The organism is Thiothrix winogradskyi (assembly GCF_021650935.1).
GTDB lineage: Bacteria > Pseudomonadota > Gammaproteobacteria > Thiotrichales > Thiotrichaceae > Thiothrix > Thiothrix winogradskyi.
Genome location: NZ_CP091244.1, coordinates 3,238,461 through 3,263,411, shown reverse-complemented (window position 1 = coordinate 3,263,411; position 24,951 = coordinate 3,238,461). Strand labels below are relative to the sequence as shown.

Here is a 24,951-nt window from a genome sequence, read left to right as displayed (position 1 = left end):
AGTAAAGAGTGCGAAACCACGTCAATCATCTCATAATAGTGCTTTGTCAGGGAGAAGATAATTTTGAAGAGTGAATTACCGGATTATGTAGGCGTAGAGCGGGCGTTAGGGCGTGCTGACGTGGATTTTTCGAGTGCAGAAATTCATGGGATGGCGTGCGGTTTATTGGTGGTTGATCAGGCAACGCCGCCAGAAACCTGGTTAGCGCAGGCGTTGGATGGCAACCCGCAGGATTTTCATGTGCAGGAAGCTCGCAGCTTGCTGAAAGACTTATTTGCTGCAACCCGCCAACAATTAAATGATTCAGACATGGCGTTTGAATTATTTTTACCCGAAGACGATGCCTTGGAAACCCGTGTGGAAGCGATGCAAGATTGGTGTCAGGGTTTCAGTTTCGGGTTGGCACTGGCGGGGGTGAAAGACATGCGCACCTTGCCGGACGATTCGCGTGAATGGGCAGAAGATGTGGTACGCATCGGCAGTTCCGGTGAGCTGGAAATGGAAGACGAGGAAGAGGGTGAAGAATCACTCGCGGAAATTATCGAGTACCTGCGCGTCGGGGTGTTGATGATGAACGAAGAACTGCAACCGATGAAAGCAGCACCCCACATTCATTGAGTAGAACACCATGCAAAAACCGATGATTCCGAAGGAAGAGTACGCGGCACGGCGGCGGCAGTTGTTGGCGCAATTGGGTAAGGATGCGGTGGCAGTCGTGCCTTCTGGCGGCTTGAAAGTGCGTAACCGTGATGCGGAATACCCGTTTCGCCAAGACAGCGATTTCCATTACCTCACTGGCTTCAATGAACCGGAAGCGGTGGCGGTGTTTGTGCCGGGGCGTGAGCAAGGCGAATACGTATTGTTTTGCCGCGAAAAAAACGAATTAGCGGAACGCTGGTCAGGCACTCGCGCTGGTTTGGAAGGCGCAAAACATTGGCATGGCGCGGATGATGCGCACCCGATTAGCGCTTTAAACAAGCTGATGCCGGAATTGCTGATCGGGCGTGATCAAGTGCATTACGATTTGGGCGCAAACCCTGAGTTTGATTTGCATCTGATTCGTTGGGTGAATCACTTGCGTGCCAGAGCGCGGGCGGGGATACGTGCGCCGCACAGCATTGTGATGTTGGATCGGATTCTGCACGAAATGCGCCTGTTTAAATCAGCGGCGGAAGTGGCAGTGATGCGTTATGCCGCGCAAACCGCTGCACGGGCGCATACCCGTGCGATGCAACTGTGCCAGCCGGGAACATACGAGTACGAAGTCGAAGCCGAATTGCTGCACGAATTCCGGCGCATGGGGATGGAACCCGCGTATACCTCGATTGTGGGCGGCGGTAAAAATGCCTGCATTTTGCACTACATCGAAAACCGTGAGGTGTTGCATGACGGTGATTTGCTGCTGATTGATGCGGGAGCAGAACACGAATGCTACGCCAGTGATATTACCCGCACGTTTCCGGTGAATGGCAAATTTAGCCCCGCGCAACGGGCCTTGTATCAGTTGGTGCTGGATGCGCAACAGGCTGCGATTGCTGTCGCTATTCCCGGCAATACGTGGGATGACCCGCACCAAGCGGCGGTGAAGGTGTTGGCGCAAGGGTTACTCGATTTGGGCATATTGAGCGGCACGCTGGAAGAGGTGTTGAAAAAGCCTGAGGTGACGAATCTTGAAGAACCCGCTCCTGAAGAGCCTTACCGCCAGTTTTACATGCACAAAACCGGGCATTGGTTGGGGATGGATGTCCACGACGTGGGCGATTACAAGCACGGTGAGGAATGGCGCACCTTACAACCGGGCATGGTGTTGACGGTGGAGCCGGGGCTGTATATTTCCCCCGCCGATAATGTCGACCCGCAATGGTGGAATATCGGCATTCGGATTGAGGATGATGTGCTAATTACCGCCGACGGCAACGAGGTGCTGTCGGCGGCGGTTGTCAAAGAAATTGACGACATTGAGGCATTGATGCAGCGTTAATCCACATCAAACGGGAAGCTCGCGTGTTTGCCCGCAATCCCCAGCAGATGCTCTTTCAGATTGCAGCGGTGGCGAACGGGGCGGGTCGCACCGCTGGATTGCTTGGCAATTTTGAACGGCAGGGCGTGTTCCCCACTGGGTAAGTGACCATCCGCGTCGACCAAACCGTCGCGGAATGCCCGCAGTGAGCGGTGGTGGATGCGGGTGAAGCGTTGCTTCGCCATGCGTAACATGCGAGCGCCTACAGGTTCGCCACCCTCGCCATTTTCACCGCCTTCAGGGTAGAGATAGGTGTCGGGGTCGGTGGTGAGTTGCAGGTCGTTCCAGTTTTCATCAATGACCAAGGTGCCACCCTTGGCAATGTTCATGAACCAGCCAAATTCAGGGCAGATGTCAACCACCATTTCGTAGGTGAAATACAGGTAACGTTCGGTGACGGTTTTGGTGTTACTGCCACGTTGTTCGCTGCCTGCATCAATGGTGCGGGTAACGGTGCTGATGCGTGCGTTGAGAATACGTGCGCCTTCACCCATGGGAATGCGTAGTGCCTCGGCATTTTCATAGACCGCCTTGAGCATCGCGGTATTACTGCCACTGTAAAAAGCTTCTTCAAAGTTAGCGCCGACACCGGGGGCGCTCAGGTCGATTTCGTCGATCCATAACATGCGGCGTTGGAATACCGCTTTAGCCAGTTCACGCGGGTTAGGGTCGTCGGGGAAGAGCCGCGCATCTGCGTTATAGAAAACCCGTGCCAAGGTTAGCATCGTCACACCAGTAGGAGGAATGTCTTGTAGCGCCCGCAACATCATGCCTTTAACGCGAGTACTGGCGGAAACGATAGCGTCAAAGAACACATCGAAGTTGTCGTGATTTTCTTGGTCAGCATAGTAATCCTCAAACACCGGGTTGTGTTGTTGGATCATCATCTGCTGGATTGGGTTCATTTGTGCTTGTGGCTTGCCACTGCTGGGAGCGTTTTCCAGCGTTGCTTTGACGGCTAGGGTGAGCGATTCAGCGACCATAGTGGCGAGAATCTCGTAAATGGCGGCTGTCCAGACCGTGGAGCGGGCATGAACCTGAGAAGAGGCTTGATCATAGTTCGGACCACTCAGGGCGGAACGTAGGAATGGAAAGCTGACTCCCCATAAGCCGATGCCGAATTCTTCTGCCAACCCACTGGCTAAGTTCGGGTTCATCATGTCGCCGCCGGACTCGCGGTATAAATGTTCTACCACCGGCTTATGGCTGAGGGCAGTGAACATCGACATCATGTCGCCGACGGATTCATGTATTGCGCCAGTGTCGACTTCTTCCGAATAGACGTACTGCGGGCGGAAGGAGTCGAGGATAGCGTGACCGAGTTCATGTGACACAATGTCGTGGGATAAACACGTCCAGATGGGCGCGCGCCGGAATGGCGAGGTGAAAGAGCCAAAATTGAGCGACGGTGACATCGGGTCGTAATAGGCATTAGGACCGTCGAAAGCGTGTGGGCGCAGAATGAGTTGGGCGTTGTGTTTCCATTTCATTTCGCGCCCGATGGCGCTTTCCACCAGACCGAGTGTGTAGGCTGTCGCTGCAAAGGTATTGACCTGATGAAATTGGGGGTTGTCGATGAAATCACCCTTTTTGTTCAGAGTGGCGAAGGACAGGTCAGCGGTAGCCCAATCCAGCCCTTGGTAGAGCCGTGAGCCGTATTCATCGGTATCTTGCAGGCTTAGTTTGCTGGAACTCATGCCAGCCAGAAAGTCGGTCTCTATTGGGAATTCGTAATCTTGGAATAAATCAGGTGCGGATGGGTCTTGCAGTAACATTCCCATGAGTTTGGTTGTCATGATATTGCCCTCGTCGTATGTGGATTAATGTGTGTTCGATTTATTTCCGCAGCCCCTCTGCCCGGATATGAAGGCTTATAATATCGCCTCCTTGCTTAGAGTATAGGCGATTTTCGGTAAAGTGTTGGTCGCTTGACAGCGTGTCTGCTTTGTTCAAGGATGGCAGCATGATTTCAGCCAGTGAGCAGCGCTATGTTTGATGTTTTGATCGTCGGTGGTGGGATGGTAGGGGCAAGTTTAGCCGTGGCACTTCAACCGTTGAAGTTGAAAATCGGCTTGATCGAAGCCTTTCATTTCGGTGCAGCGCAGCAGCCAAGTTATGACGACCGCTCGATTGCGCTGGCGTATGGTTCCAGCCGCATTTACCGGGGGATGGGTTTGTGGAATAAGCTGCATTCGGGGGTGGAGACTATTCAGCACATTCACATTTCGGATCGTGGGCATTTTGGTGCAACCCGTTTGTCAGCCGCGCAGGAGCGTGTGCCTGCTTTGGGTTATGTGGTGGAAAGCCGGGTGCTGGGGCGCTTGTTGTACGACGAATTAGCGGCAGGTGAGATTGCGCAATACGTTCCCGCCAGTGTGTTTGCGCTGGAACAGGATGCGGATGGCGTGACGGTGAGTATCGAACGCGATGGCGTGGTGGACACGGTGCGAACCCGTTTGCTGGTGGTGTCGGATGGGGTGAATTCCAAGGTGCGCGAAATGTTGGGCATTGCGGTGACACGGCGTGAATACCATCAGACTGCCCTCATTGCGAATGTCACCACGGCAGAACCGCATCGGCATACCGCTTACGAACGCTTTACCCCGCATGGCCCGCTGGCATTGTTGCCCTTGACGCAAGGGCGCTATTCGCTGGTGTGGACACATCAGGATGCGGATGTTGCTGCCACCATGCAATTGGATGACGCGGCTTTCCTGCGCAAACTACAGGCGGAATTTGGCTATCGGCAGGGTGAATTTGCCAGGGTAGGGCAGCGAGCCACTTACCCGTTGGTGTTGCAGAAATCGGTGTGTGAAGTAGCGGGGCGGGCGGTGTTGATTGGCAATGCGTCCCATGCCTTACACCCGGTAGCGGGGCAGGGCTTGAATCTTGGCTTGCGCGATGTGGCAACCTTGGCGGATTTGCTGGCAGAAGCGGCACAAACGGGGACAGACCCTGGCAATGCTGCGTTGCTGAGTGTGTATGAACAGCGGCGGCAACCGGATTATGCAGCGGTGGTGCAGTATACCGATACGCTGGTACGGGTGTTTTCCAACGATTTTGCACCCTTGGGTCATGCACGGGCGGGTGGCTTATTGGCGGTGGATCGTGTACCAGCGTTGCGGCATTGGATTACGCGCCAAAGCATGGGCTTGAATCATCAGCAAGCGCGGTTGTCGCGGGGTTTGGGGTTGCGGGTATGATGGATACGGTAGTGGATGGCTTGGTCGAACGTGGCTGGGTGGTATTGCCTGATTTGTTGTCTGTGGCGCAGTGTCGTGAATTGCGTGAGCAAGCGCAGCAAAACCGGGCAGCCGGTGCGTTTCACGCGGCGGGGATTGGGCGCGGGCAAGGTTTGAATGTGAATGAGGCAATCCGTGGGGATCAGGTGTTATGGCTGGAACCGGCAGAGACGGGCGCGTTGGCAGACTATCAGGGTTTCATTGAAGCCTTGCGGGTGAATCTGAATCAGTCGTTGTATTTGGGGTTGACGGAGTTTGAGGCACATTTTGCGGTGTATCCACCGGGGGCGTGTTATCAGCAACATCTGGATAATTTCCGGGGTACGTCAGCGCGGATTATCAGCGCGGTGCTGTATTTGAATGAGGCGTGGGCAGCGGCGGATGGCGGGCAATTACGCTTGTATACCAGTGGTGATGCGGGTGGGGAATACGTGGATATAATACCTCAAGCGGGGCAGTTGGCACTATTCCGCAGTGAGGTGTTCTGGCATGAAGTGCTCCCGGCAACGCGGGAGCGCTTCAGCTTGACGGGGTGGTTGCGCCGCCCTAGCAATGTTTTTTAATTGTCGCCGAACTCATCCCAGATAAAGCGTGGCGCTGGTTTCTTGACAGCGTGGCTGACCCTAATGAGTTGTGGTTGTACGGCGCGTGCCGGGGGGCGGTTCCCGTTACTGGCTAATTTGCCGTAGGCGTTTAATACCCGTCGGGTATACACAGCCGTTTCTTGAATGGGAACGTTCGCCCCGTAGCGGTCAACCCTGCCTTCACCGGCGTTATAGGCGGCAATCGCATGGGGAATGCTGCCGTTATAACGGTTTAATAACCAACGCAAATAGCGTGTGCCACCGTCGATATTTTCAACCGGGTCAAAACGATCGTTGACCCCAAAGCGTTTTGCAGTGGCGGGGATCAGTTGCATTAAGCCGCCAGCACCTTTGTGCGATTTGGCTTCATTACGAAAGCAACTTTCGGCGGTAATCACGGCTTTTATCAGGGCGGGGTTTACGCGGTATTTGATGGCGGCTTGGTTAATAGCTTGTTGATAAGGCTGTGCTTGTTGGCGGATCACGTTCACATGTTGTTTATCACACGACCCGGCAAGACTACTGGTTGACGCACCCAGCAACGCAACGCACATGGCGAGCTGCGCGGTAAACGATTTCAGTTTCATAGGCAAATTGTACACACTACTTTAAAAAGACACGTTGGGGATTCTATCCTAGAACGTAGGCGGGGGACAGGGTTTGGGTGAGTTGTGTGCATCTTCGGTTGTGGGTACGGTGTGGGGTTCCGTGTTAGGCTAAGCAGGTTAATGCAGAGTGGAGGAAAGGCTCGGATGATTGGTGGTCTTCAACAACTGATTTCTCAAGGTGAAAATTTGTATGAACATTATTGACCTAGACCGCAGCCACGTCTGGCATCCTTTCACCCAAGCCCAAACTGCGCCCGATCCCATTCCGATTGCGTCCGCGCAAGGTATTCGTCTTTACGCCGAAGATGGACGCGAATTCCTCGACCTGATTTCCTCATGGTGGGTGAATATCCACGGACACGCTCACCCCACTATTGCCGCCGCGATTGCCCGCCAAGCGCACACGCTGGAACAGGTGATTTTCGCCGGATTCACGCACCAACCCGCCGCGCAACTGGCACACGAACTGGTGCAACGCTTGCCGGTTGGTCTTACCCGCGTGTTTTTCAGTGATGACGGCTCCACTGCGGTGGAAGTGGCGTTGAAAATGGCACTGCAATACTGGCGCAATCACGGTGAAACCCAGCGTACCCGTTTCCTCGCCTTTGAAGGCGGCTATCATGGCGACACGGTAGGGGCGATGTCGGCGGGTAAAGGTTGCGGATTTTTTGACACTTACGGCAGCATGTTGTTTGAAGTCGGTTTGTTACCCTTCCCCGAAACGTGGGATGGCGATACGGCAGTCGCCGCCAAAGAGCAAGCCGCCTTAGCACAGCTTGACGCTTACCTTGCCGATCACGGCGATACCCTCGCGGCGGTAATTATGGAGCCGTTGGTGCAAGGTTCCGCCGGGATGCGTATGTGCCGCCCCGAATTCTTGCAAGCTTTAGCGACCCGTTTACGTGCAGCCGGTATCTTACTCATTTTCGATGAAGTAATGACGGGATTTGGGCGCACGGGGGCGCTGTTCGCCTCCCTCAAGGCGCAAGTGACACCGGATATTATTTGCTTGTCGAAAGGGCTGACTGCGGGGTTTTTGCCTATGTCGGTGACAGTTGCCAGCGAAGCCATTTACGCGGCATTTTTGGGTGAAAGCTTTGACCGGGCGTTGATTCATGGGCATTCTTTCACCGCTAATTCCTTGGGGTGCGCGGCAGCCTTGGCATCCTTGCAAGTCTTTGAGGATGAACAGACGCTGGCAAAATTGCCGCAAATCGAACGCTGGCAACGGCAAGGGCTGGCAACCTTGGCAGGGCATCCGTTGGTACAGCGGGTACGGGTCATGGGAACGATTGCGGCTTTCGATGTGGTGGCGGCTGATGCCGGTTATACCTCGGCGATAGGGGCGCAACTCAAAGCGTTTTTCCATGAACGGGGCTTATTATTGCGTCCGTTGGGGAATGTGGTGTATGTGTTGCCACCGTATTGTGTGACCGAAGCTGAGCTTAAACAGGCGTATGCGGTGATTGCATCAGGGCTTGAACAGTTAGTGGTAGAGTAATTCGCAGGCTTGTTCCCCTATCAGAAAAGGCGTTGCCAAGTGAGAGTTGCGCCCCAATCGCTGCGGCGCGTTTGCGCATACTCGTCAAACCTTTGCCGGGCTGGTAATTGCTTGGTATCCCCGCTCCGTTATCGACGATTTGCACGAAACTATGCTCACCGTCGGGATCTGTGCCGGTGCTGATCGTGATGGTGTTACCGCCGCTGTGTTTAATGGCGTTAGTGATGGCTTCTTGCACAATACGTAACAGTTGTAGCGTCTTTTCTGCGCCGAAACCAGCGGGCGTGGCAATGTCCTCCACCGCCCAATGCAGTTCAAATCCCGCTTGTTTGATCTTGCGACTATTGCGGCTGCGGAACATGCCCAGTGCGGTGGTGATGTTTTGCGAGTCAAAATCCAGCGAGTCGATTACCAGCCGTAAATCATTCAGGGCATCCTGAATATGTTCTTTGATCACAGGAATGCGGGTGTCGGGCTGTTCCAACATTGCCAGCGTGGAAACCAGATGCCCGCCGAAACCGTCGTGGATGTCGCGCATAATGCGTTCGCGTTCGTCAACCACGGCTTTTTCCTGTTCCATGACCCGCATTTTTTGGTAATTGGCTTCCAGTTCTTGCTCGCGTTCGCTGACCAGTTCTTCCAGATGGTGGGCGTAATATTGAGTTTCGCGCAGGCTTAATACAAAGCGCCGTACCAATAGAAAATATTGGGTCAATAAGGTAAACATGGCGGCGAAATGCAGCAGGTAAGGGCGGGTAATATCATCTTTACGGTCATAGACCCAGACATCATGCATACCAAATACCAGCATGGCAAACCCGGAAAGCACGAATAAAAGGCGTTTGGTGGTTTGCTGTTCCCAGTAAATCTGCACCACATAAGCCAGTACCAAGATGAACAACATCACTAACAGGCTATACCAGACAAGGTGATATTTTGCCTGTAAACCCGATGCGTAAGGCAGAAAAAACAGGGGAACGGCTAACAGCAATGCACCTGCCCATAAATACTTAAGCGAGCGGCTATGACGACGTTCACCTTTTTCCCCTAACGGCATGTAGTAGTAAATCATGGTGATAATGGCGAGTATGCTCACGCCAATCGTGAATGGGACTAGTGCTGCCCACAGCCAATCACTGACCGGAATATCACGGATGACGTGGTTGGTACTGTGTGCTGCCCACAGCGCTGTGCCAATGGCATACCAAAGGTATTCCTTACGACGCGGGTAAAATAACCAGATGCTGCTGATCAATAGGGCGGCAATCAGCAAGGTGGCGATCAGTACTTTAACGACACCTTGGCGCATCAGATTATGGCGTTGCCATACCGGTTCTAGGACTGCGTTTGGCCCGATGTAAACATTGGCGATGGCAGCGGTGCGGCGTGGGGATGCTATTTCAAAACTGAGGTGATCACCGGGTGACACCATTCGGGCGTGCAAACGGAATAGCAAGGGGCGGTGTTTATTACGTGAAATCGGGGTTTCCATGCTGCCGCCAGTACCCACGACATCACCATTAGGGTAACGAATAATGATGTTCTGATTGATATGTAAAATCAGCAACATCGGTTCGGTCAGACTGTGAATATTGTCTGGAATACGAATCGTGCCAGTGGTATGCGTTACGCCGGTTTCCGCTACGGTGATGGGTGTTTGCCAGCTAGATTCTGGGCTAGAGGCTAAGGTGTCCAGTTGCAGCGTCAGTTGGTAAAGCACGAACAAGTAAAGGGGAAGCCACCAGAAAATCCGTAAACCTGACACTATTTTCATAACAAATGCCGTTTGACAGCTTCGTAGACGGCTTCAGCACGGGTGCTGATGTGCAGCTTGCGGTAGATGCTTTTGATGTGCGAAGTGACGGTGTGGTAGGAAATGTGTTTCATATCCGCCGCTTCTTGGGCGGTGTAACCTTTGGCGATGCAACGCAGGATTTCCATTTCCGCCTTGGTTAGTTTGACTTCATCGGCTTCAGGGCGCAGGCGTTTGAGTAAGTGGCTGGCGACCGCTGGACTGATGGGTGAACCACCGGCACACATTTGCTGGATGGATTGTTCTACTTCCATCGAGTCGTCATCTTTGAGGATGTACCCGGTAGCACCTGCTTCGATAGCAGTGATAACGTGCTTTTCATCGCCAAAGACGCTGATCACCATAATCTGGGTGTCGGGGTGCAAATCGCTGCACTGGCGAATTAAATCCAAGCCGTTGCCATCCGGTAAGCCCAGATCGGTGAGCAATACGTCGGCTGTGTCGCTATTGATGACGCTGCGGGCGCTAGTCGCATTGCTGCACGCGGCAATCAGCCGGAACGCTGGGTTGGTGGTGAACATGGTCATGAAACGGTTGAGGACAACCGGGTCATCTTCGACAACGATAATGCTGATGGGCTTATTCATGTCAGTGGTCACAGGGGTTGTGGCTAAAACTTGAGTCTAGTCGTGAGTGTAAGCGTTCACCTGATATTTTTGTAATCACTCGTTCTAGGGATGCGGTGTTGGAAATTATCACTCGTTAGTGTGATTAAACTGTTATCACCAAGGGTGTTAAAGTGACCGAATCAAGCAGGAGCAAGAGGAGCTATTCATGGCAAAGCGTTTAATTGTGTGTTGTGACGGGACATGGCAAAGCCCTGACAATGACAGTCCCACCAATATTGTTAAGTTGGTACAAGCGTTGCGTGATCAAGACGACACGGGTCTTAATCAGGTAATTTACTATGATGAAGGCTTGGGGGCGGATAGTAACGGTATCAGCCATTACCTGAGTGGTGCATTTGGCTTGGGGCTGGATAAAAACATTCTGGATGCTTACCGTTTCCTGTGCCTGAATTATGAAGCTGGCGATAAAATTTGCCTGTTTGGGTTCAGCCGTGGGGCTTACACAGTACGCAGCCTCGCTGGTTTTATTTACGCCTGCGGTTTGCTGGAACGGCGCTGGATTACGTTGTCGGCGGAAGCGTATCGCCTTTATCGTGATCGCGACATCAGACCCGAAGCCTCCACCAAAGCCGCTTTCCGCCAGAAGTTATCACGCGAGGTGCTGATTGATTTTATGGGCTGCTGGGATACGGTAGGTGCATTGGGGATACCGGATCTGTTGCCTTATTTTCCACTGGATAATCTGATCAATAAGAAATACCAGTTTCACGATACCAAACTTAGCCCGATTGTGCAGCGGGTGCGCCATGCCATTGCATTGGATGAAACCCGTGAGGTGTTCAACGTCACTCATATGGAGTTGTCGAACAAGGCGCAACAAGCCGGGGTGGATTTGCAGGAAATGTGGTTTGTCGGGCATCACGGTGCAGTGGGCGGCGGCAAGCATGAAACCCGTGGATTGGCAGATATTACGTTGCAGTGGATGCTGGATGAGGCAGCTAAAACGGGTCTGGGGCTGGATTACGCCAACTTGCCGGAATCAGTCGAGCCAAACCCTGCCTGTGATTTCAACCACAAACTCTATCAGGTGTTTTCACTGGGTTCAGGTTTTCGACGGGCTTTCAAGGGGGAGCGGACTAACCTGCATTCCACTGTATTTGCACGTATCAAAGCGGTGCCGACTTACCGCCCGAAAAACATCGAAGCCTTGTTGTAAAGTGAATAGCTTGAGGCGGTAGATTGATTGCCGTTTTATCTGGTCTGCACCTTAGCCGTCATGGGGAAAGCCCTGTGGCGGTTTTTTTGGCGTTAATATGCTCATTAGCTTAATTTTCATCACCTGAGCAAGTGATGGCCATATTCGAAAATACCGTAAGTGCGTCATTATTTATTTCTTTGTTTTTATTGAGAATACTCCTTGTCGGCAGTTGATAAAGCTGCCCATTTAGCAAACTGACCAAGGAGATAGAGACAATGGCTACGAGAAAATTAACAACAACGGAACGGGCTACCCTGATGCATCCGGCAGCAGGAGCGGTGCGGGAAGAATCCCGTTATCTAGCAATCCGTTGGATGAGCAGTATCAGTCAACAAGACAAGCAACAGTTGTTGCAATCCTTGGGGCTGGTTTTAGTGAAAAGCACTAACGCTCGCCCTGCATTAAAAGTAAACCAAACCGATGGTTTGGCTTGGGTAGAAGCCCAGTCTGGCGATACCATCAGTCAGGCAGTTCTGGAACAACTGGAAAACAGTGCGGCAGTGGCATGGGTTGCCTTTGGTATGCGTTCTCAGTCAGGCAGTGCAGCAGAAAGTGTGTTTGCCATTAACCCAACCCGTTTTTACCTGAAAGAAAATGTGCTTAAACGTGCCGGTGGTCTAGCGCCTTTGGCAAGCAATCTCAAGGTTGATACGCAGCGTCCTAGCCGTTTACCGGGATGGGTAGCGGTCACTGTTGATAATGCGAGTACTGCGAAAGGCAATACGGCATTGACAGCGGCTGCACAAGCGCGTGCTTCGTTTAAAACATTGACAGCAAGCTCGGTGGATGATGCGGTCAAATTTGAAAATATTCCTCTGTTTTCACCTACTTGTGGTACGCAGCGCTGCGAAGTTCCGACGGAAGAGTTTACGCCGAATGACCCCTTGTTTGCCCAACAGTGGGGGCTGCAACGCATCGGTATTCCGCGTGCTTGGGAAATTACGCGCGGCAGCCCTGGCATTACCGTTGCAGTGATTGATGAGGGTGTGGAGTTGGGGCATCACGATTTATTGTTGCACCCACAATCGTGGAATGCGTCCAGTGATATACCGGATGGTAGCCCAGTGGGTGATCATGGCACAGCATGTGCTGGCATTATCGGGGCGCGGTTTGATAACAACCAAGGTATTGCTGGCGTGGCTGCGGGTGTCAAAATCATGGCTATTGCTACCGCAACATGGGCGGATGTGGATATTGCCGAAAGCTTGTACTTCGCAGCAGATAACGGAGCACGGGTAATCAGCATGAGCTTTGGGGTGTATGCCGATTGGAATTTTTGGGATTTCGACCTTGTACGTGATGCGTTGCAATATGCGTATGATAAAGGATTGGTTTTGGTCGCAGCCTCTGGTAATGAAGATCAGCCCCTGTCACGTTTCCCCGGTAGTGATGCCCGCACCCTTTGCGTGGGCGGTAGTAACCGTAGTGACGAACGTAAACGCAGTGGTGATAGTTCCAGCGAAAGTTGGTGGGGTGCTTGTTACGGGGCGGATGTCGATGTTGTCGCCCCTTGTTTGGAAATTCCTACAACGGATCGTTTCGGTACTGACGGTTATTCAACAGATGATTACACGTTGGGCTTTAATGGTACGTCCTCTGCCACACCACATGTAGCTGGTTTGGCGGCACTGATCCTGAGCCTGAACCCTTCATTCAGTAATGTGCAAGTACGCCATTTGATCGAAAAGACTTGTGACAAAATTTCACCGGCGTTATACGTCTATGCACATCTACCCTCTAAGCCCAGCGGGGTGTGGAATGAGGAAGTCGGTTACGGGCGTATCAATGCGGAACGCGCATTGCTGGCAGCCTGTGCCTTAATACCAACTAATAATGCTGCCGATGTAGCGCAACCTTGTAGCGGTTGTGGTGGTGATTGCTTACAGAAGACGCCTACTGCGTGCCGTGCACCTGCGCCAGTGCCATGGTTGCCGCATGAACGTTGCATGTATTTTTATGAAACACGGATGTTTGATCAGTTAATGCATTCTCAACAACGTCTGCAAATCAGAGTCACCTATCGTCATGCTCTCTGTCTGCAAGGGCGGCAGCAAGGTGGCTTGTTGTACACGACAACCTTGTTACCGGGTGAAGAAATTCGTATTCATGAGTATGACCGTTACCGGCGTGTCAGGTCCGCGAGTGAGCGGGTCAGTGTGCATACCTCGTTCCGACAGGTATTAAGTTCCTTATCACAGACACGTAGCAGTATGGATGCCAATACCTATACCCACATCCTCAATGATATTCGCACACACGCTGATACTTCAGTGTCTGCGGGAGGTGGGTTGGCGGGTTTCTTTGGTGCACCTAAATTCAGCGGAGAATTTGGGGTAGATACCGAAACCAGTCTGGCAAGCGGTGCATCGGTGCAGACATCGTTTGAGCAATTCAATCGTTTTGCCGTTACTGCATCACAGGCTATTGAAGCGGAACGATCTTTGACAATTAGCACGTTTGAAGATGAGGAACACCGTACAGCAACCAGCCGCATCCTGAAAAACACCAATCATTGTCATGCCGTGACCTACTACGTGCGCAGGGTAAACGAACTGTACAGCGCTTCATCTTACATTGAAGCGGTTGAATGGCGCATTGGCAAAGAAATGCCGTGGCGTTTTGCTGACGATCTGGATGATGACACTGGTAAGGAAATCAGTCGGTTCTTGAGCCACGCCCCGACGGTCGGCGAAATGGCACAAGGCAAACGTCTATTGACATTGCCAACCGATGGTACGTTATATGAAGCGGAATTGGCACATTGTTCATCCTGTGACCCAATGCAGGAAGCTGCCGAGCATATTCGTCTGGAACGTGAGCGAGCCACAGCCCGCAAAGCCTGTCTGGAAAATGAGTTGCTAGAATTGGAAATACAGCGGCGTAAAAGTCTGTTACAGGCTGGTCAGGGATCTGTGCCACTGGAATTACAGGCATGGAGTTACACGGATGCTCCTTGTGTGTTTGCCGATACGCAGAATTCTGGCTAAACGCTAATAATACTGGCTAAACGCTAATAATACTGGCTAAACGTTAATAGCAACGGGGCGAGCTTATGCTTGCCCCGTTTAGGGTTTAGCCAGCACCAAACACTTCACGCTGCAATCCATTCAATTGCACGATTCGCGCATTCAGGTTGAGGTTAATACCGCGCCACAGCGAATCCTGCCCTGCACGGGTTTCCAGATGCGGCATAATGGCTTCCTCAATCATGCGGGAATGTTCAATATCCAAGTCAATATGCCCGATAAACAATTCCAGTGCATCGTCATCCAAGCCCGGTACAGTGCGTAACCCTGTCAGTAACAGGCGGTAATACGGTGGAATTGGCCATTCCCCGGCAATGCCCGCCACCCCGACGGCTGCCAGCCAGTCAGTGCCTTGGGTAATGCGCATCATGGTGTCGATATAACCTTGCTGTTCGGGCGTGATCGGCGGGTTGGTAATCTCTTCCGGGCTGCAATCCACGGCACGTAGCAACTTGCGGTAAACCTCCATGTGGGATTTGGACGGGTCGCCATTACCGTATTCGTCATACAAAATATCAGCCAGCACGGCTTGAATGCGCTCATCCGGGGTAACGCCCAATGCATTTGCCTGATACAAACGGGTGCGCAAAATATGGGGGTAATACAACAGTGCGAAGGTGCGGGCTTGCGCAAATGTCAGCGGCTGTGTCGAAAACTGTTGCAGGAACGGGTGACGTAAAAACGGGTGGGCATTGACCCGTTCTTTGAGTTCTTGCAGGAAAACAGGTGCGTTCATGGTGCTGTGCCTTCTAAAATGGGTTGACGTGCCCAACTGTAGCAGCAGTGGGGGTTAAACCGGAATTTTCCATAAGTTTTTACTGATAAACGACCGTAATGCTCAAGAAATGGTTGAATTTCTCACATGCTTTGATTATTGCCCTGTTTCACGATATGCATCAGGGCAACATTACACTGCGGGCGATGGGGCTGGTGTATTCCACTTTATTGTCGCTGGTGCCGCTGCTGGCGTTGGCGTTTTCGGTGCTCAAAGGTTTCGGGGTACACAACCAGTTAGAGCCATTACTGCTTAATTTACTGATGCCTTTAGGTGAAAAAGCCGAGGAATTGACCCGACAGGTGCTAAGTTTCGTCGATAATGTGCAAGTGGGCGTGTTGGGCTTTGCGGGATTGATCATGCTGCTATACACCGTGGTGTCACTGATGCAGAAGATTGAGGAAGCGTTCAATCATGTTTGGCGGGTGAAACGCCCGCGTTCTTTGCTGTTGCAATTCCGCGATTACCTCAGTGTGGTGCTGGTTGGCCCGATCCTGCTGTTTTCGGCGTTGGGAATGTGGACGGCAGTGACCAACCACGCTTGGTTGCATTCCACCTTTGCATTGGAAATGACGCTCAGTGTGGTAGTGCAACTTAGCCCCACGCTGTTGATTATTTTGGCGTTTGCGTTTTTGTACCTGTTTATGCCGAATACGCGGGTCAAACCCTGGGCAGCCTTGGGCGGTGCTGCATTTGCTGGCATCGTGTGGCAAATCGCAGGCTGGTTATTTGCGGTGTTTGTGGTTAGTTCTGGGCAGCAAACGGCGATTTATTCGATTTTTGCCAGCTTGTTTTTATTCATGTTATGGATGTATGTGGGCTGGATTATTGTGTTGACCGGGGCGCGGCTGGCGTATTATTTCCAATACCCCGACGCGGTGTATTTGGTGCAGCAACCTGCCGAGGCGAGTGTGCAAACCCGTGAAATGCTCGCGGCAGCCGTGCTGCGTGAGGTGGGGCAACGTTTTCTCCGGCAACAGCCACCGCCGACTCTGGATGAATTGCGCCGCGCTATTCCGGTCTCACGTTTCCTGCTGGAAGATGTGTTGGATGACTTGATAGCCTATGGTGTTCTCAGCCGTGATGATGGCGAACTGGCGCATTACTTACTGCGCAGCACCCCGGAACGGTTGACAGTTGCCGACATGCGCCGCTACTTTTGGCAAGGCGACACCCAGCAGCAGCGCCAGGCGGCACAAATCCGTCAGCAAACCGGCTTATCTGCGGTTTGGTTGGCAGAATTGGCAGAGAACCCGCAGATGACCGTTAAGGAACTCTTGGAGACTGAGCCTGTGAAACCGGTTGAGGTGCAGTAAGTCAGCGTAGCCCTGAGAGATCAAACAATTGCCCGTATTCGCGCATGGCATAACGGTCAGTCATCCCAGCGATGAAATCAGCAATCGCCCGCGCCCGCCCCACTTCACCTTCGTCGGTTTCGTAACGTTTGGCGAATGCCTGATACTTTGGGGTGAGCAGGCGCACATCGTCCATGTAAGCATTGAAGAGTGCCTGCACCACCTTTTGTGCCCGCCAAGTCATGCGGTAAACCGTCGGGTGGAAATACAGGTTTTCGCGCAGGAATTTCTTCAGTACGTTCTTTTGATGGCGCATGTCGTCACTGTAGCGCATCAGTGCCAGCGGTTGAGCGCGTACTTGTGCCAAGCTTTGTACGCCCGATGCGCTAAGCGCGGCTTGGCTGCTTTCGGTCAAGTCCACCACCATGCGTCCGATCATGCGCCGTAAGGTTTCGCGGATCAGTCGCCGCCCCTGCAATTGCGGGTAATTCTGCAACACCGCGCGATATTCCGCTGCAAATACCGGCACATCCTGCAATTGGGCGAGAGTGATTAGCCCGGAACGTAAGCCATCCTCAATGTCATGATTGTTGTAGGCAATTTCATCCGCAAGGTTCGTGAGCTGTGCTTCCAATGACGGTTGGGTTTTATTGAGGAAGCGTGCGCCGACATCACCGAGTGTGGCTGCATGTTTGACCGCGCAATGTTTGAGAATACCTTCGCGGGTTTCAAAGGTGAGGTTGATACCGGGGAACTCCGCGTAGCTGTCTTCCAGCACATCGACCACCCGCAGTGATTGCAGGTTGTGTTCAAAACCGCCGAACGTTTTCATGCAGGTATTGAGCGCGTCTTGCCCGGCGTGACCAAACGGGGTGTGACCCAAGTCGTGGGAAAGCGCAATCGCTTCGGTCAGGTCTTCGTTAAGCCCCATGCTGCGAGCAACGGTGCGGGCGATTTGCGCCACTTCCAGCGAATGCGTTAGGCGGGTGCGGTATAAATCGCCTTCGTGATTGACGAAAACTTGGGTTTTGTATTCCAGCCGCCTGAAGGCTTTGGAATGGATAATGCGGTCGCGGTCACGCTGGAATTCGGTCCGGTATTGCGGGGGCGGTTCGGAGTAACGTCGCCCTTGGGTATATTCCGGTTGTGCTGCATAAAGGGCGCTGGCTGGCATTTCAAACTCCGTCATGACTGTGTGAGTAATGCCGTAGTGTAGGGTGCTTAAGGTTTGCTGGGAATAGTCAGCGTTCGTGGTAATATAACGCGGTTAGTCGCTTAAGTTGGAATTATGGAAGAGAGTCTGTCATTTGTCGTCACGCTCGAAGGCGGTTCGCCATCGGTGCAATTGGTTGTTCTCGAAGGGTATAGCCACCCTGACCGCATTATGGAAATCCCGTTTGGGTTGCTGGACTTTCGTGCGCTTGTGCGTAGCGCTCAGGCAACCGGTGACTATTGGATCGTGAATACCACCCCCGATTTACCTGAATTTCAGGTGGAATCAGCCATTTTTGTCCGGCATCGCGATGATAAAATCCTCTGGGACATTGTGTATGAGCATTATGAGCCGTTTCTTGATATTGAACTGGCAGACGATGAGGACGATGAACCACCGGAAGATTTTGATGAAAATGTCATTACGCTGAGCTTTGACCCGTTTCAATACGTGAGTGCATTGTATCAATTTTGCCAGCTTTACCCGCAGTTTAAGCCGGTAACGTTTCAGCCGAAGTCGACGGATGAATATTTGCGTCTGGAGCAGTTTTTGCCGCAATTGCATATTTTGTGGCGGCGTTACGGTGAAGAGCAGGGTGCGGTTAGTTCCGATGGTTTGTTAATCAGTGATACCGATAGCTTCGCGAAGTATGCCGAAGAGCAGTGGACGGATGAAGTGCTTCGCGCTTTGTTGGAAATGCGCTTCGGCAAGATTCTGGGCAATATTGATGAATACCTGAACTCATTGCCTGCGGATGTGTTGGCGAAATTGGAAGCGGACAGTGCCAGCATCGAACAAGCGCTGAATGAACGTTGGGAAAAGCTGGTCAATTCCTTAACCGAAGAAGAGGCAGAGGCGTTGGAAAATGACCAGAGTCAAAGCAAATTTCCAAACAGCCTGAAATTACGCTTGATGCGCGAATTCCTAGCAGGAAATCCTTCGGTGTTGCTGGGTCATGCGCATGTGGCAGGTAAGCGCAGTGATACGCCAGACAAGGTGATCAGTTTGGAGTCTTGGAAAAAAGATAAGGATTCTCACGCCCAGTCGCCACGTAATGGTTCTGACTCCGATGAAGAACCTCACCCCAACCCCTCTCCTTGACAGGCGAGGGGCTAAGAAATGCGACTCTTTGGGGGATTAGGACTTACGTGCTTTTAGGCCAACCATAGCCAGTAAACCTAATAAGAGTGCACTGAGTGGCAAACTGCCGCCACCGCCGCCAGTGCTGGTTTGCACGACGACTTGAGTTCCACTTGAGGTGTTGTTGGGCGTAGTCGCATTACTACTGCCAGTATTGGTCGATGTGCCGGTGTCCGTCGTGCCGCCTGAGCTAGGTGCTTGTTGGGTACGGTGTCTCAGGCGGTCAATAACATTACGGGTAATACGCCCTACTTGCGGGTCGTTTAAACCACTTGCCCAAGAAATAGTAGGTGCTACGAACACTGTGCCACTGGTTGCGGTTGGTTTAAATACTCCTAGCGTTCCCCAGCCTTGACCATTATGGTTATTAGGGACAATACCCGGTATGCCAGACGGTGAATTGATGGCAAATGCGGGGGTTGTTGCCAAAATCTGGAAATTGGTCGGCGTACCATCTCCACCGATGACAACAGGTTTGCCATCTACCATTTTGAACAATGCGCCATCGACTTCATAACCAACCGTTTTATGACCAAAGACACCTTGATTGCTTAAACCAGTACCCTCGAATGCCCAATGAGAGGCATCGGTTACAGTAAATCCTTCGTTAAGATAATGATTGCTCGCGCCTTCGGTGTAATTCGCATAGCCACCATGTCTGAAGCTAACCCCTGTAGAGAGATTTTCTGGTCTGTGAATTGGGGAGTTAAACCAGTTGACGGTGACGCGGTTGTTATCGTTTTTTAATGGGTCATTGTTGGCATTTTTATAACAAATCATTTGTTTATTATCAGAGCTAAAGCGTACCTGCCACCACATGGTATTGCCGCTAAAGATCGCTCCATTACCGCCTGCTGCGAGGTAGTTATCCCAGTTATCGCGCATTTCTTTTGACCAATATTCATTGTGTCCAATTAAGATGACTAAATTATACTGGCTCAGTAATGAAGGATCACGGTGGAGATCCATCATCGAGGCTGCTTCGTAGATAATGCCTTGTTGGTCGAGCCAAGTGACAAATTCGCGGTGTTCTGTCCACTGCCCACGTCCGGTAGGGCGTTCCATTGAAACGGTTGCTGATGCTTGTCCATTTGTGGAATTAAATCCATACATGGATTTGCCACCGATAGGGGAATAAGCAATTTTTGTCGGTAAACTGTCCAATACCAATACTTTGGAGTGGGTTCCCGGTTGTGACGATTTAATAGCGACAAATTCGGAGTAATCGCCTCGGCCATTATTGAAGCTAAGCTCGTAAATGCCACTTTTCCAATCGCTAGGAATATTAACATTATAGCCAGCACCCCAGTTCAAACCGTTGTAGCTGATAGCGCTAGGCTTATGATTACCTGCCGCGCTGAAAGCAAATCTGCTGACGGCATCAGGGTCTTTGTTGCCTGCACGTTGTATGTTGATGGCGAAATCAGGTGTTGTACTAGAAACATGAACACGCATTGGCTTGCCGACTTGAACTGCACTTGCTTCAACGTAGCCACAAATTTCAGTGAATACATCACCATTTTTAAAGTTACATAGAGAGTTGTCTGTATTCGCAAAGACATTTTGTGAAAATAGTGCCAGACCGAGTAACCCCACTGCGCTAACCAGCCCGGTTGATAATTTGCTAGCCGTCAGGTGAGGGTGATTGGGTAATATAGTAGCCATATAGTCTTCTCCAGGATCGCTTCCCATAAGTCAATCCTTTGTTCATTGGGGTTATAAGTTAAGTTATTCTAATCGAAAACTATAGATTTGTATTAATTTGCATCATTGTTTTTATTTATGAGTTGATGGCGATACGAGGATTACACTACAGAACCCAGTGAAAGCGCATTCATAAGCAGATAAAGTGAGGTGATTTTACGACATGCAGAATGTATCTATAAGGAGAACGGCGAGAGACCATTCACGGTAAGAATGACATTCAGCAAGACCAGTATTGCCATGATAGCGATGGCGACGTATAAATTTTTAAGTGAGTGTTCCATTGTAATAGTCCATGTTGTCAAAGTCTTTGTCGGGTGCGGAGTAGACCCTATTTTATAATGATCCTCAAGCTTGAGAGTGACCGTAGACACTGGGGTTTTCCCTTGTAAATCCAATATTTGTAATATTTTCCGACAAAAGGTATCGCTAGCGGGTGAACGATTGTTCCCATTGTGGTGCAAGGTGGAGTAAAAAGTCCCGATTCAGTGCAACCCAGATAATTAATGGTGCAACCATCGGCAGTAGTAAGGTACCCACTTGATAGCTCAGGGCGATGATGTCTGCTCCGGTTGCGGAAATGCCTTGTTGTATTTGGAATGCAGCGCCTACATCAAACGTCAGTGTTTTCAGGACACTGGACACCATGCTGAAAATTTCAGTCGGTAGAATCAACAAAATGCCCCACAACAAGTTCGACCATTTGCGCGGGCTGGGGGTGGCGAGTATCAACGCGGCTAGCAGTGGTAAGCTGTAGCTGTAAATCAATGGGTTAAGATGGAAGCCCAGCACGTCATCACCGGCGGGTGGTGAAACAATCACCCCATTGCTATCGTGTCCAAAATTAGAGGCTAATACCAGCATATGCCCGTCCAGGCGCAGCCACATGAGGGCATCAGGCACAAAGATGTTCATGAGTTTGCTGGTTATCAAGGTAATGGGCGCGAGATGATAGGCGGCACTGATATACCAAAGAAAGAAAGTAAGCGGGAAAAAAATCAGTACGCCGAACATAAAGCGGTGCAGTGGTTTGCTGGTCATGCGGCTACCTCTGCTGGTTTGCTTGGGGAGGTATGTTGCCCTGGTAGGTAACGAATCCAGATGAGGAAAACAATAAGCGCATCCAGCATAATCAGGGCTTGCCAAATGTAGAGGTGCGCCCAGTCAAACAATACCTCGCTCCACTGCCCTAGGTAAAATAAGCTAATGATCCGCAACAGGTTTATGCTCTGAATGGCAACGAATCCCCACAGTAACCCTTTCAGCTTGTACACGAAGGGGGCAGGGAACGCCATAATGGCTGCCAGCAATACAATCATGGCCTCAACCCCATTGCACCCCGGCTCAATTGACACGGCAAAGCCATTCACCGTACTGCGCACTACTTTGCCTGAGGTAGCCACATTGGGGTCAAATGCTGTCATTAACCAACCGCTTACGTCAGCTAACAAGCTCGTCCAAGGAAGGATGACGGCTGTTTGCACGGGTTGGAGTATTTCAACGCCGAATAACACGCCTTGTAACAATAGAAACAATAGAAGGAAACGTAACATAGCCCACTTTCTTTTATTTTTATAACCACATCATTTTAACTGATTACTCGACTGATGGGTAGTGTTTAAATCTGCCGTATCGTGATGTTGCCGATGCCAGTTGTTTTGTTACACGTACCGCAACGGCGGCGGGTGGCACATTCACTTTTCATAATGGAATGCCCAATCCAGAATAAAATGATGCCACAGAGAATGCAGACTGAAACAAACAGCCAGCTAATGTCTTGATGGCGTTGAAACTGGAGTGCAGCACTCATGCCACCGATACCTGTCAGTAACAATAAAGCCACCCATCTGGCGATGCGCATGAAATAAAACACGACGGATGGTTGGCATTCTACGGCTTTTGAACTAATACATTTGGCTGATTTTTTCATGAGATGGAACTCCCTGCGTTAACCCTTTGAGATATTTCCTGCAATAATCGTACCACCAGATTGGCTGACTGTAGCCTGTTTTCAGGGAACTTTGCCAATAAACCCTTTATCAAGGGTTGATAAACCGATAGGTTGTCAGGCAGACGTGGTATGGGGGCAACTGCATGTTTTTTCAAGAGTTCACTCAGTGTATTGGACTCATAGGGTTTATGACCAACCAGTAACTCATACAGTATTACCCCTAGGGCATACAAATCGGTACGTTCATCCGGTGGGTCGCCGATAATGCGTTCGGGGCTAATGTAATAGGGGGTGCAATAGATTTCATCTTCACGCAGGAATCCACTGGCTATCAGTAAACGGATTTCCAAGCCAAAATCCAGCAACGCTAACGATTGATCGTGGCGCACGATGATGTTGGATGTTTTCAGATCTTGATGCAGCAAGCCAATGCCATGAATCACCCCCAAGGCAAGCGTGATTTCCTCGAACCATTGCAGGGCTTGTGCTAAGGGGGGAGTGCCTATGGTCGCCAAGTGCCGTCGCAACGTCACACCCTGTACATATTCCATAATCATGTACAATGCGCCAGACGCTATTCCTGCATCCAGCGGTTGCACTAACCCTCGGTGGGCGAATAAGCCTAAGGCTTTGCTCTCCAAGATGAATTCGTTGATTAAATCTTGTGGTAAGTGGCTGGCATCAAATTTGAAGCGTTTGATCACCACAGGCGAGCCGCTGGGATTATTAGCCAGCAAAATGATGGCATTGTCACTTTCGTGCAGTATGCTGAGATACTGATAGCCCGGTAATGCCAACGGATACTGTGCCAGTAAACGGTGTTTCACGCGGCTGTTCCTGTCTTAATGTCCATTAGCCCTCGCTTGCTAGGTATTGGTGTTCTGATCAACCTTTATGGATAGTGTAGGACATTAGTGACCGAGGCGTCGCCTTACCTGGTATTAGCGGGGAAATTCAGTGTAATTCAGTACAATCCGAATTGACAAACCTGCCTGAGTCACCCATAATTCCGCGCTTTTCTATGGGCATCTGCCCAAGATCCTTGCCTCACCATTAATGGGAGGCTGTTTAACCCGAAAGGAAACTGTCATGAGACATTATGAAATTGTCTTTCTGGTCCACCCGGATCAGAGCGAACAAGTACCGGCAATGGTAGAGCGCTACCGTAGCATGGTGCAGGAAAGCGGTGGTGCTATTCACCGTCTGGAAGACTGGGGTCGTCGCCAATTGGCTTACCCTATCAATAAGCTGCATAAAGCACACTACGTGCTGATGAATATCGAATGCGGCGCGGAAACACTGGCTGAACTGGAAAGCATTTTCCGTTTCAACGACGCGGTTATCCGTAACGTCACTATGCGCATGGACAAGGCTGTCACTGAGCCATCCCCGTTGAGAAAAGACGCGGAAGGCAAGCCTGCTAGACGTATGCGTGAAGAAGTACTGTCTGATGATGATTCATCTGACGACGAATAATTACGGTTGATCTGGAGCTAATTTATGTCACGTCAATTCCGCCGCAAAAAATACTGCCGTTTCACGGCTGAAGGCATTACCGAGATTGATTACAAAGATCTCGACATCCTGAAAAGCTTTATTACCGAAACCGGTAAAATCGTACCTAGCCGCATTACAGGTACCAAAGCGATTTATCAGCGTCAACTGGCAACCGCTATTAAGCGTGCGCGTTTCCTCGCGTTGCTGCCATACACTGATCAGCACAAGTAAAAGGTGAGTACGATGCAAGTCATTCTTTTGAAAAAAGTGGAAAACCTCGGCACGCTAGGCGATGTCGTATCAGTACGCCCTGGTTATGCCCGCAACTTCCTGATTCCACAAAGCAAAGCCAAGATGGCGACTAAAGCCAATCTGGAAGCGTTTGAAGCCCGTCGTGTAGAACTGGAAGCCGAAGCCGAAGCGATTCTGGCAGCCGCACAAGCGCGTCGTGACCAACTGTCTGAGTTGGTGTTGACTATCAAAGGCAAAGCCGGTAACGAAGGCAAGTTGTTTGGGTCAGTTTCCAATATCGAAATTGCCGAAGCGATTCAAGCCGCTGGTATTCAGATTGAACGCCGCGAAATCCGTATGCCGGATGGCGCACTGCGTCACTTGGGTGAGTTTGAAATCGGCGTACATCTGCACGCTGAAGTCGACACTACCATCAAGGTTGTGGTTGAAGCAGAATAATTTCTGATTTAACAATGCCTTGTGTAAAATGCCCTGTAGTGCTGAAAAGTTCTATGGGGCATTTT

The 24,951-nt window shown here is 51.1% G+C and carries 23 protein-coding genes; 12 read left to right on the top strand and 11 right to left on the bottom strand.

The features are described from left to right. The first annotated feature begins 63 nt into the window (after positions 1-63). Positions 64-618, top strand: coding sequence for a UPF0149 family protein (locus L2Y54_RS16200; protein ID WP_236497640.1), 555 nt, complete (start codon positions 64-66; stop codon positions 616-618). Between the two features lie 10 nt (positions 619-628). After that, complete coding sequence (gene pepP, locus L2Y54_RS16195; protein ID WP_236497639.1) at positions 629-1,981, top strand: Xaa-Pro aminopeptidase; 1,353 nt, start codon at positions 629-631, stop codon at positions 1,979-1,981. Here pepP and L2Y54_RS16190 read toward each other — a convergent pair. Further along, positions 1,978-3,816 carry a gluzincin family metallopeptidase gene (locus L2Y54_RS16190; protein ID WP_236497638.1) on the bottom strand — a complete coding sequence of 613 codons (1,839 nt, stop codon included), beginning with the start codon at positions 3,814-3,816 and terminating at the stop codon, positions 1,978-1,980. The two genes, pepP and L2Y54_RS16190, sit on opposite strands and share 4 nt — an antisense overlap. Positions 3,817-4,008: 192 nt before the next feature. Here L2Y54_RS16190 and ubiH point away from each other — a divergent pair, with 192 nt between their 5' ends. Both ubiH and L2Y54_RS16180 read left to right on the top strand, forming a co-directional pair. Continuing rightward, complete coding sequence (gene ubiH / locus L2Y54_RS16185) at positions 4,009-5,223, top strand: 2-octaprenyl-6-methoxyphenyl hydroxylase (protein ID WP_236497635.1); 1,215 nt, start codon at positions 4,009-4,011, stop codon at positions 5,221-5,223. Continuing rightward, positions 5,220-5,825: a 2OG-Fe(II) oxygenase gene (locus L2Y54_RS16180; RefSeq protein ID WP_236497632.1), complete on the top strand. Its 606-nt coding sequence runs from the start codon at positions 5,220-5,222 to the stop codon at positions 5,823-5,825. The genes ubiH and L2Y54_RS16180 overlap by 4 nt, the downstream gene beginning before the upstream one ends. Here L2Y54_RS16180 and L2Y54_RS16175 read toward each other — a convergent pair. Then, positions 5,822-6,433: a lytic transglycosylase domain-containing protein gene (locus L2Y54_RS16175; protein ID WP_236497631.1), complete on the bottom strand. Its 612-nt coding sequence runs from the start codon at positions 6,431-6,433 to the stop codon at positions 5,822-5,824. The genes L2Y54_RS16180 and L2Y54_RS16175 overlap by 4 nt on opposite strands. 211 nt (positions 6,434-6,644) lie before the next feature. Between L2Y54_RS16175 and bioA the strand changes: the two genes are divergently transcribed. Continuing rightward, the gene (gene bioA, locus L2Y54_RS16170) at positions 6,645-7,955 is read left to right on the top strand and encodes an adenosylmethionine--8-amino-7-oxononanoate transaminase (RefSeq protein WP_236497629.1); all 1,311 of its coding nucleotides are present in this window, start codon (positions 6,645-6,647) and stop codon (positions 7,953-7,955) included. On the opposite strand, the gene L2Y54_RS16165 is transcribed toward bioA, so the two are convergent. Both L2Y54_RS16165 and L2Y54_RS16160 read right to left on the bottom strand, forming a co-directional pair. Next, positions 7,900-9,729 (bottom strand): sensor histidine kinase, encoded by a 1,830-nt coding sequence (locus L2Y54_RS16165; protein WP_236497627.1) that lies wholly within the window; start codon positions 9,727-9,729, stop codon positions 7,900-7,902. The two genes, bioA and L2Y54_RS16165, sit on opposite strands and share 56 nt — an antisense overlap. Next, entirely contained in the window at positions 9,726-10,355 is a 630-nt protein-coding gene (locus L2Y54_RS16160; RefSeq protein ID WP_236497625.1) for a response regulator, read from the bottom strand. The genes L2Y54_RS16165 and L2Y54_RS16160 overlap by 4 nt, the downstream gene beginning before the upstream one ends. Before the next feature lie 187 nt (positions 10,356-10,542). Between L2Y54_RS16160 and L2Y54_RS16155 the strand changes: the two genes are divergently transcribed. Both L2Y54_RS16155 and L2Y54_RS16150 read left to right on the top strand, forming a co-directional pair. Further along, positions 10,543-11,553, top strand: a complete 1,011-nt coding sequence (locus L2Y54_RS16155; RefSeq protein WP_236497623.1) for a DUF2235 domain-containing protein — start codon at positions 10,543-10,545, stop codon at positions 11,551-11,553. A 257-nt stretch (positions 11,554-11,810) separates the two neighbouring features. Beyond that, on the top strand, positions 11,811-14,582 hold the full coding sequence (locus tag L2Y54_RS16150; RefSeq protein WP_236497621.1) for a S8 family serine peptidase: 2,772 nt from the start codon (positions 11,811-11,813) through the stop codon (positions 14,580-14,582). A gap of 85 nt (positions 14,583-14,667) precedes the next feature. On the opposite strand, the gene L2Y54_RS16145 is transcribed toward L2Y54_RS16150, so the two are convergent. Next, positions 14,668-15,357 (bottom strand): iron-containing redox enzyme family protein, encoded by a 690-nt coding sequence (locus tag L2Y54_RS16145; RefSeq protein WP_236497619.1) that lies wholly within the window; start codon positions 15,355-15,357, stop codon positions 14,668-14,670. A gap of 98 nt (positions 15,358-15,455) precedes the next feature. On the opposite strand from L2Y54_RS16145, the gene L2Y54_RS16140 reads away from it, so the two are divergent. After that, positions 15,456-16,712 carry a YihY/virulence factor BrkB family protein gene (locus tag L2Y54_RS16140; RefSeq protein WP_236497616.1) on the top strand — a complete coding sequence of 419 codons (1,257 nt, stop codon included), beginning with the start codon at positions 15,456-15,458 and terminating at the stop codon, positions 16,710-16,712. Between the two features lies 1 nt (position 16,713). On the opposite strand, the gene L2Y54_RS16135 is transcribed toward L2Y54_RS16140, so the two are convergent. Then, positions 16,714-17,865, bottom strand: coding sequence for a deoxyguanosinetriphosphate triphosphohydrolase (locus L2Y54_RS16135; RefSeq protein ID WP_236497615.1), 1,152 nt, complete (start codon positions 17,863-17,865; stop codon positions 16,714-16,716). Positions 17,866-17,979: 114 nt separating this feature from the next. Here L2Y54_RS16135 and L2Y54_RS16130 point away from each other — a divergent pair, with 114 nt between their 5' ends. Next, positions 17,980-19,005 carry a hypothetical protein gene (locus L2Y54_RS16130; RefSeq protein ID WP_236497613.1) on the top strand — a complete coding sequence of 342 codons (1,026 nt, stop codon included), beginning with the start codon at positions 17,980-17,982 and terminating at the stop codon, positions 19,003-19,005. 36 nt (positions 19,006-19,041) lie between these two features. On the opposite strand, the gene L2Y54_RS16125 is transcribed toward L2Y54_RS16130, so the two are convergent. The 5 genes from L2Y54_RS16125 to L2Y54_RS16105 form a co-directional block, all read right to left on the bottom strand. Next, on the bottom strand, positions 19,042-20,736 hold the full coding sequence (locus L2Y54_RS16125) for a N,N-dimethylformamidase beta subunit family domain-containing protein (RefSeq protein WP_236497610.1): 1,695 nt from the start codon (positions 20,734-20,736) through the stop codon (positions 19,042-19,044). 441 nt (positions 20,737-21,177) lie between these two features. Next, on the bottom strand, positions 21,178-21,789 hold the full coding sequence (locus L2Y54_RS16120; RefSeq protein ID WP_236497609.1) for an exosortase H-associated membrane protein: 612 nt from the start codon (positions 21,787-21,789) through the stop codon (positions 21,178-21,180). Then, complete coding sequence (xrtH, locus tag L2Y54_RS16115) at positions 21,786-22,301, bottom strand: exosortase H (protein ID WP_236497607.1); 516 nt, start codon at positions 22,299-22,301, stop codon at positions 21,786-21,788. Before xrtH ends, L2Y54_RS16120 begins: the two co-directional genes overlap by 4 nt. 65 nt (positions 22,302-22,366) lie before the next feature. After that, complete coding sequence (locus L2Y54_RS16110; protein ID WP_236497606.1) at positions 22,367-22,678, bottom strand: hypothetical protein; 312 nt, start codon at positions 22,676-22,678, stop codon at positions 22,367-22,369. Beyond that, positions 22,675-23,526 carry a serine/threonine protein kinase gene (locus tag L2Y54_RS16105; protein WP_236497604.1) on the bottom strand — a complete coding sequence of 284 codons (852 nt, stop codon included), beginning with the start codon at positions 23,524-23,526 and terminating at the stop codon, positions 22,675-22,677. The genes L2Y54_RS16110 and L2Y54_RS16105 overlap by 4 nt, the downstream gene beginning before the upstream one ends. A 262-nt stretch (positions 23,527-23,788) precedes the next feature. Here L2Y54_RS16105 and rpsF point away from each other — a divergent pair, with 262 nt between their 5' ends. The 3 genes from rpsF to rplI are packed head-to-tail and all read left to right on the top strand — an operon-like array spanning position 23,789 to position 24,886. Further along, the gene (gene rpsF, locus L2Y54_RS16100) at positions 23,789-24,175 is read left to right on the top strand and encodes a 30S ribosomal protein S6 (protein ID WP_236497603.1); all 387 of its coding nucleotides are present in this window, start codon (positions 23,789-23,791) and stop codon (positions 24,173-24,175) included. Between the two features lie 24 nt (positions 24,176-24,199). Next, on the top strand, positions 24,200-24,427 hold the full coding sequence (gene rpsR / locus L2Y54_RS16095) for a 30S ribosomal protein S18 (protein ID WP_093069105.1): 228 nt from the start codon (positions 24,200-24,202) through the stop codon (positions 24,425-24,427). Positions 24,428-24,439: 12 nt separating this feature from the next. Continuing rightward, positions 24,440-24,886 (top strand): 50S ribosomal protein L9, encoded by a 447-nt coding sequence (gene rplI, locus L2Y54_RS16090; RefSeq protein WP_236497601.1) that lies wholly within the window; start codon positions 24,440-24,442, stop codon positions 24,884-24,886. The last annotated feature ends 65 nt before the right edge of the window (positions 24,887-24,951 follow it).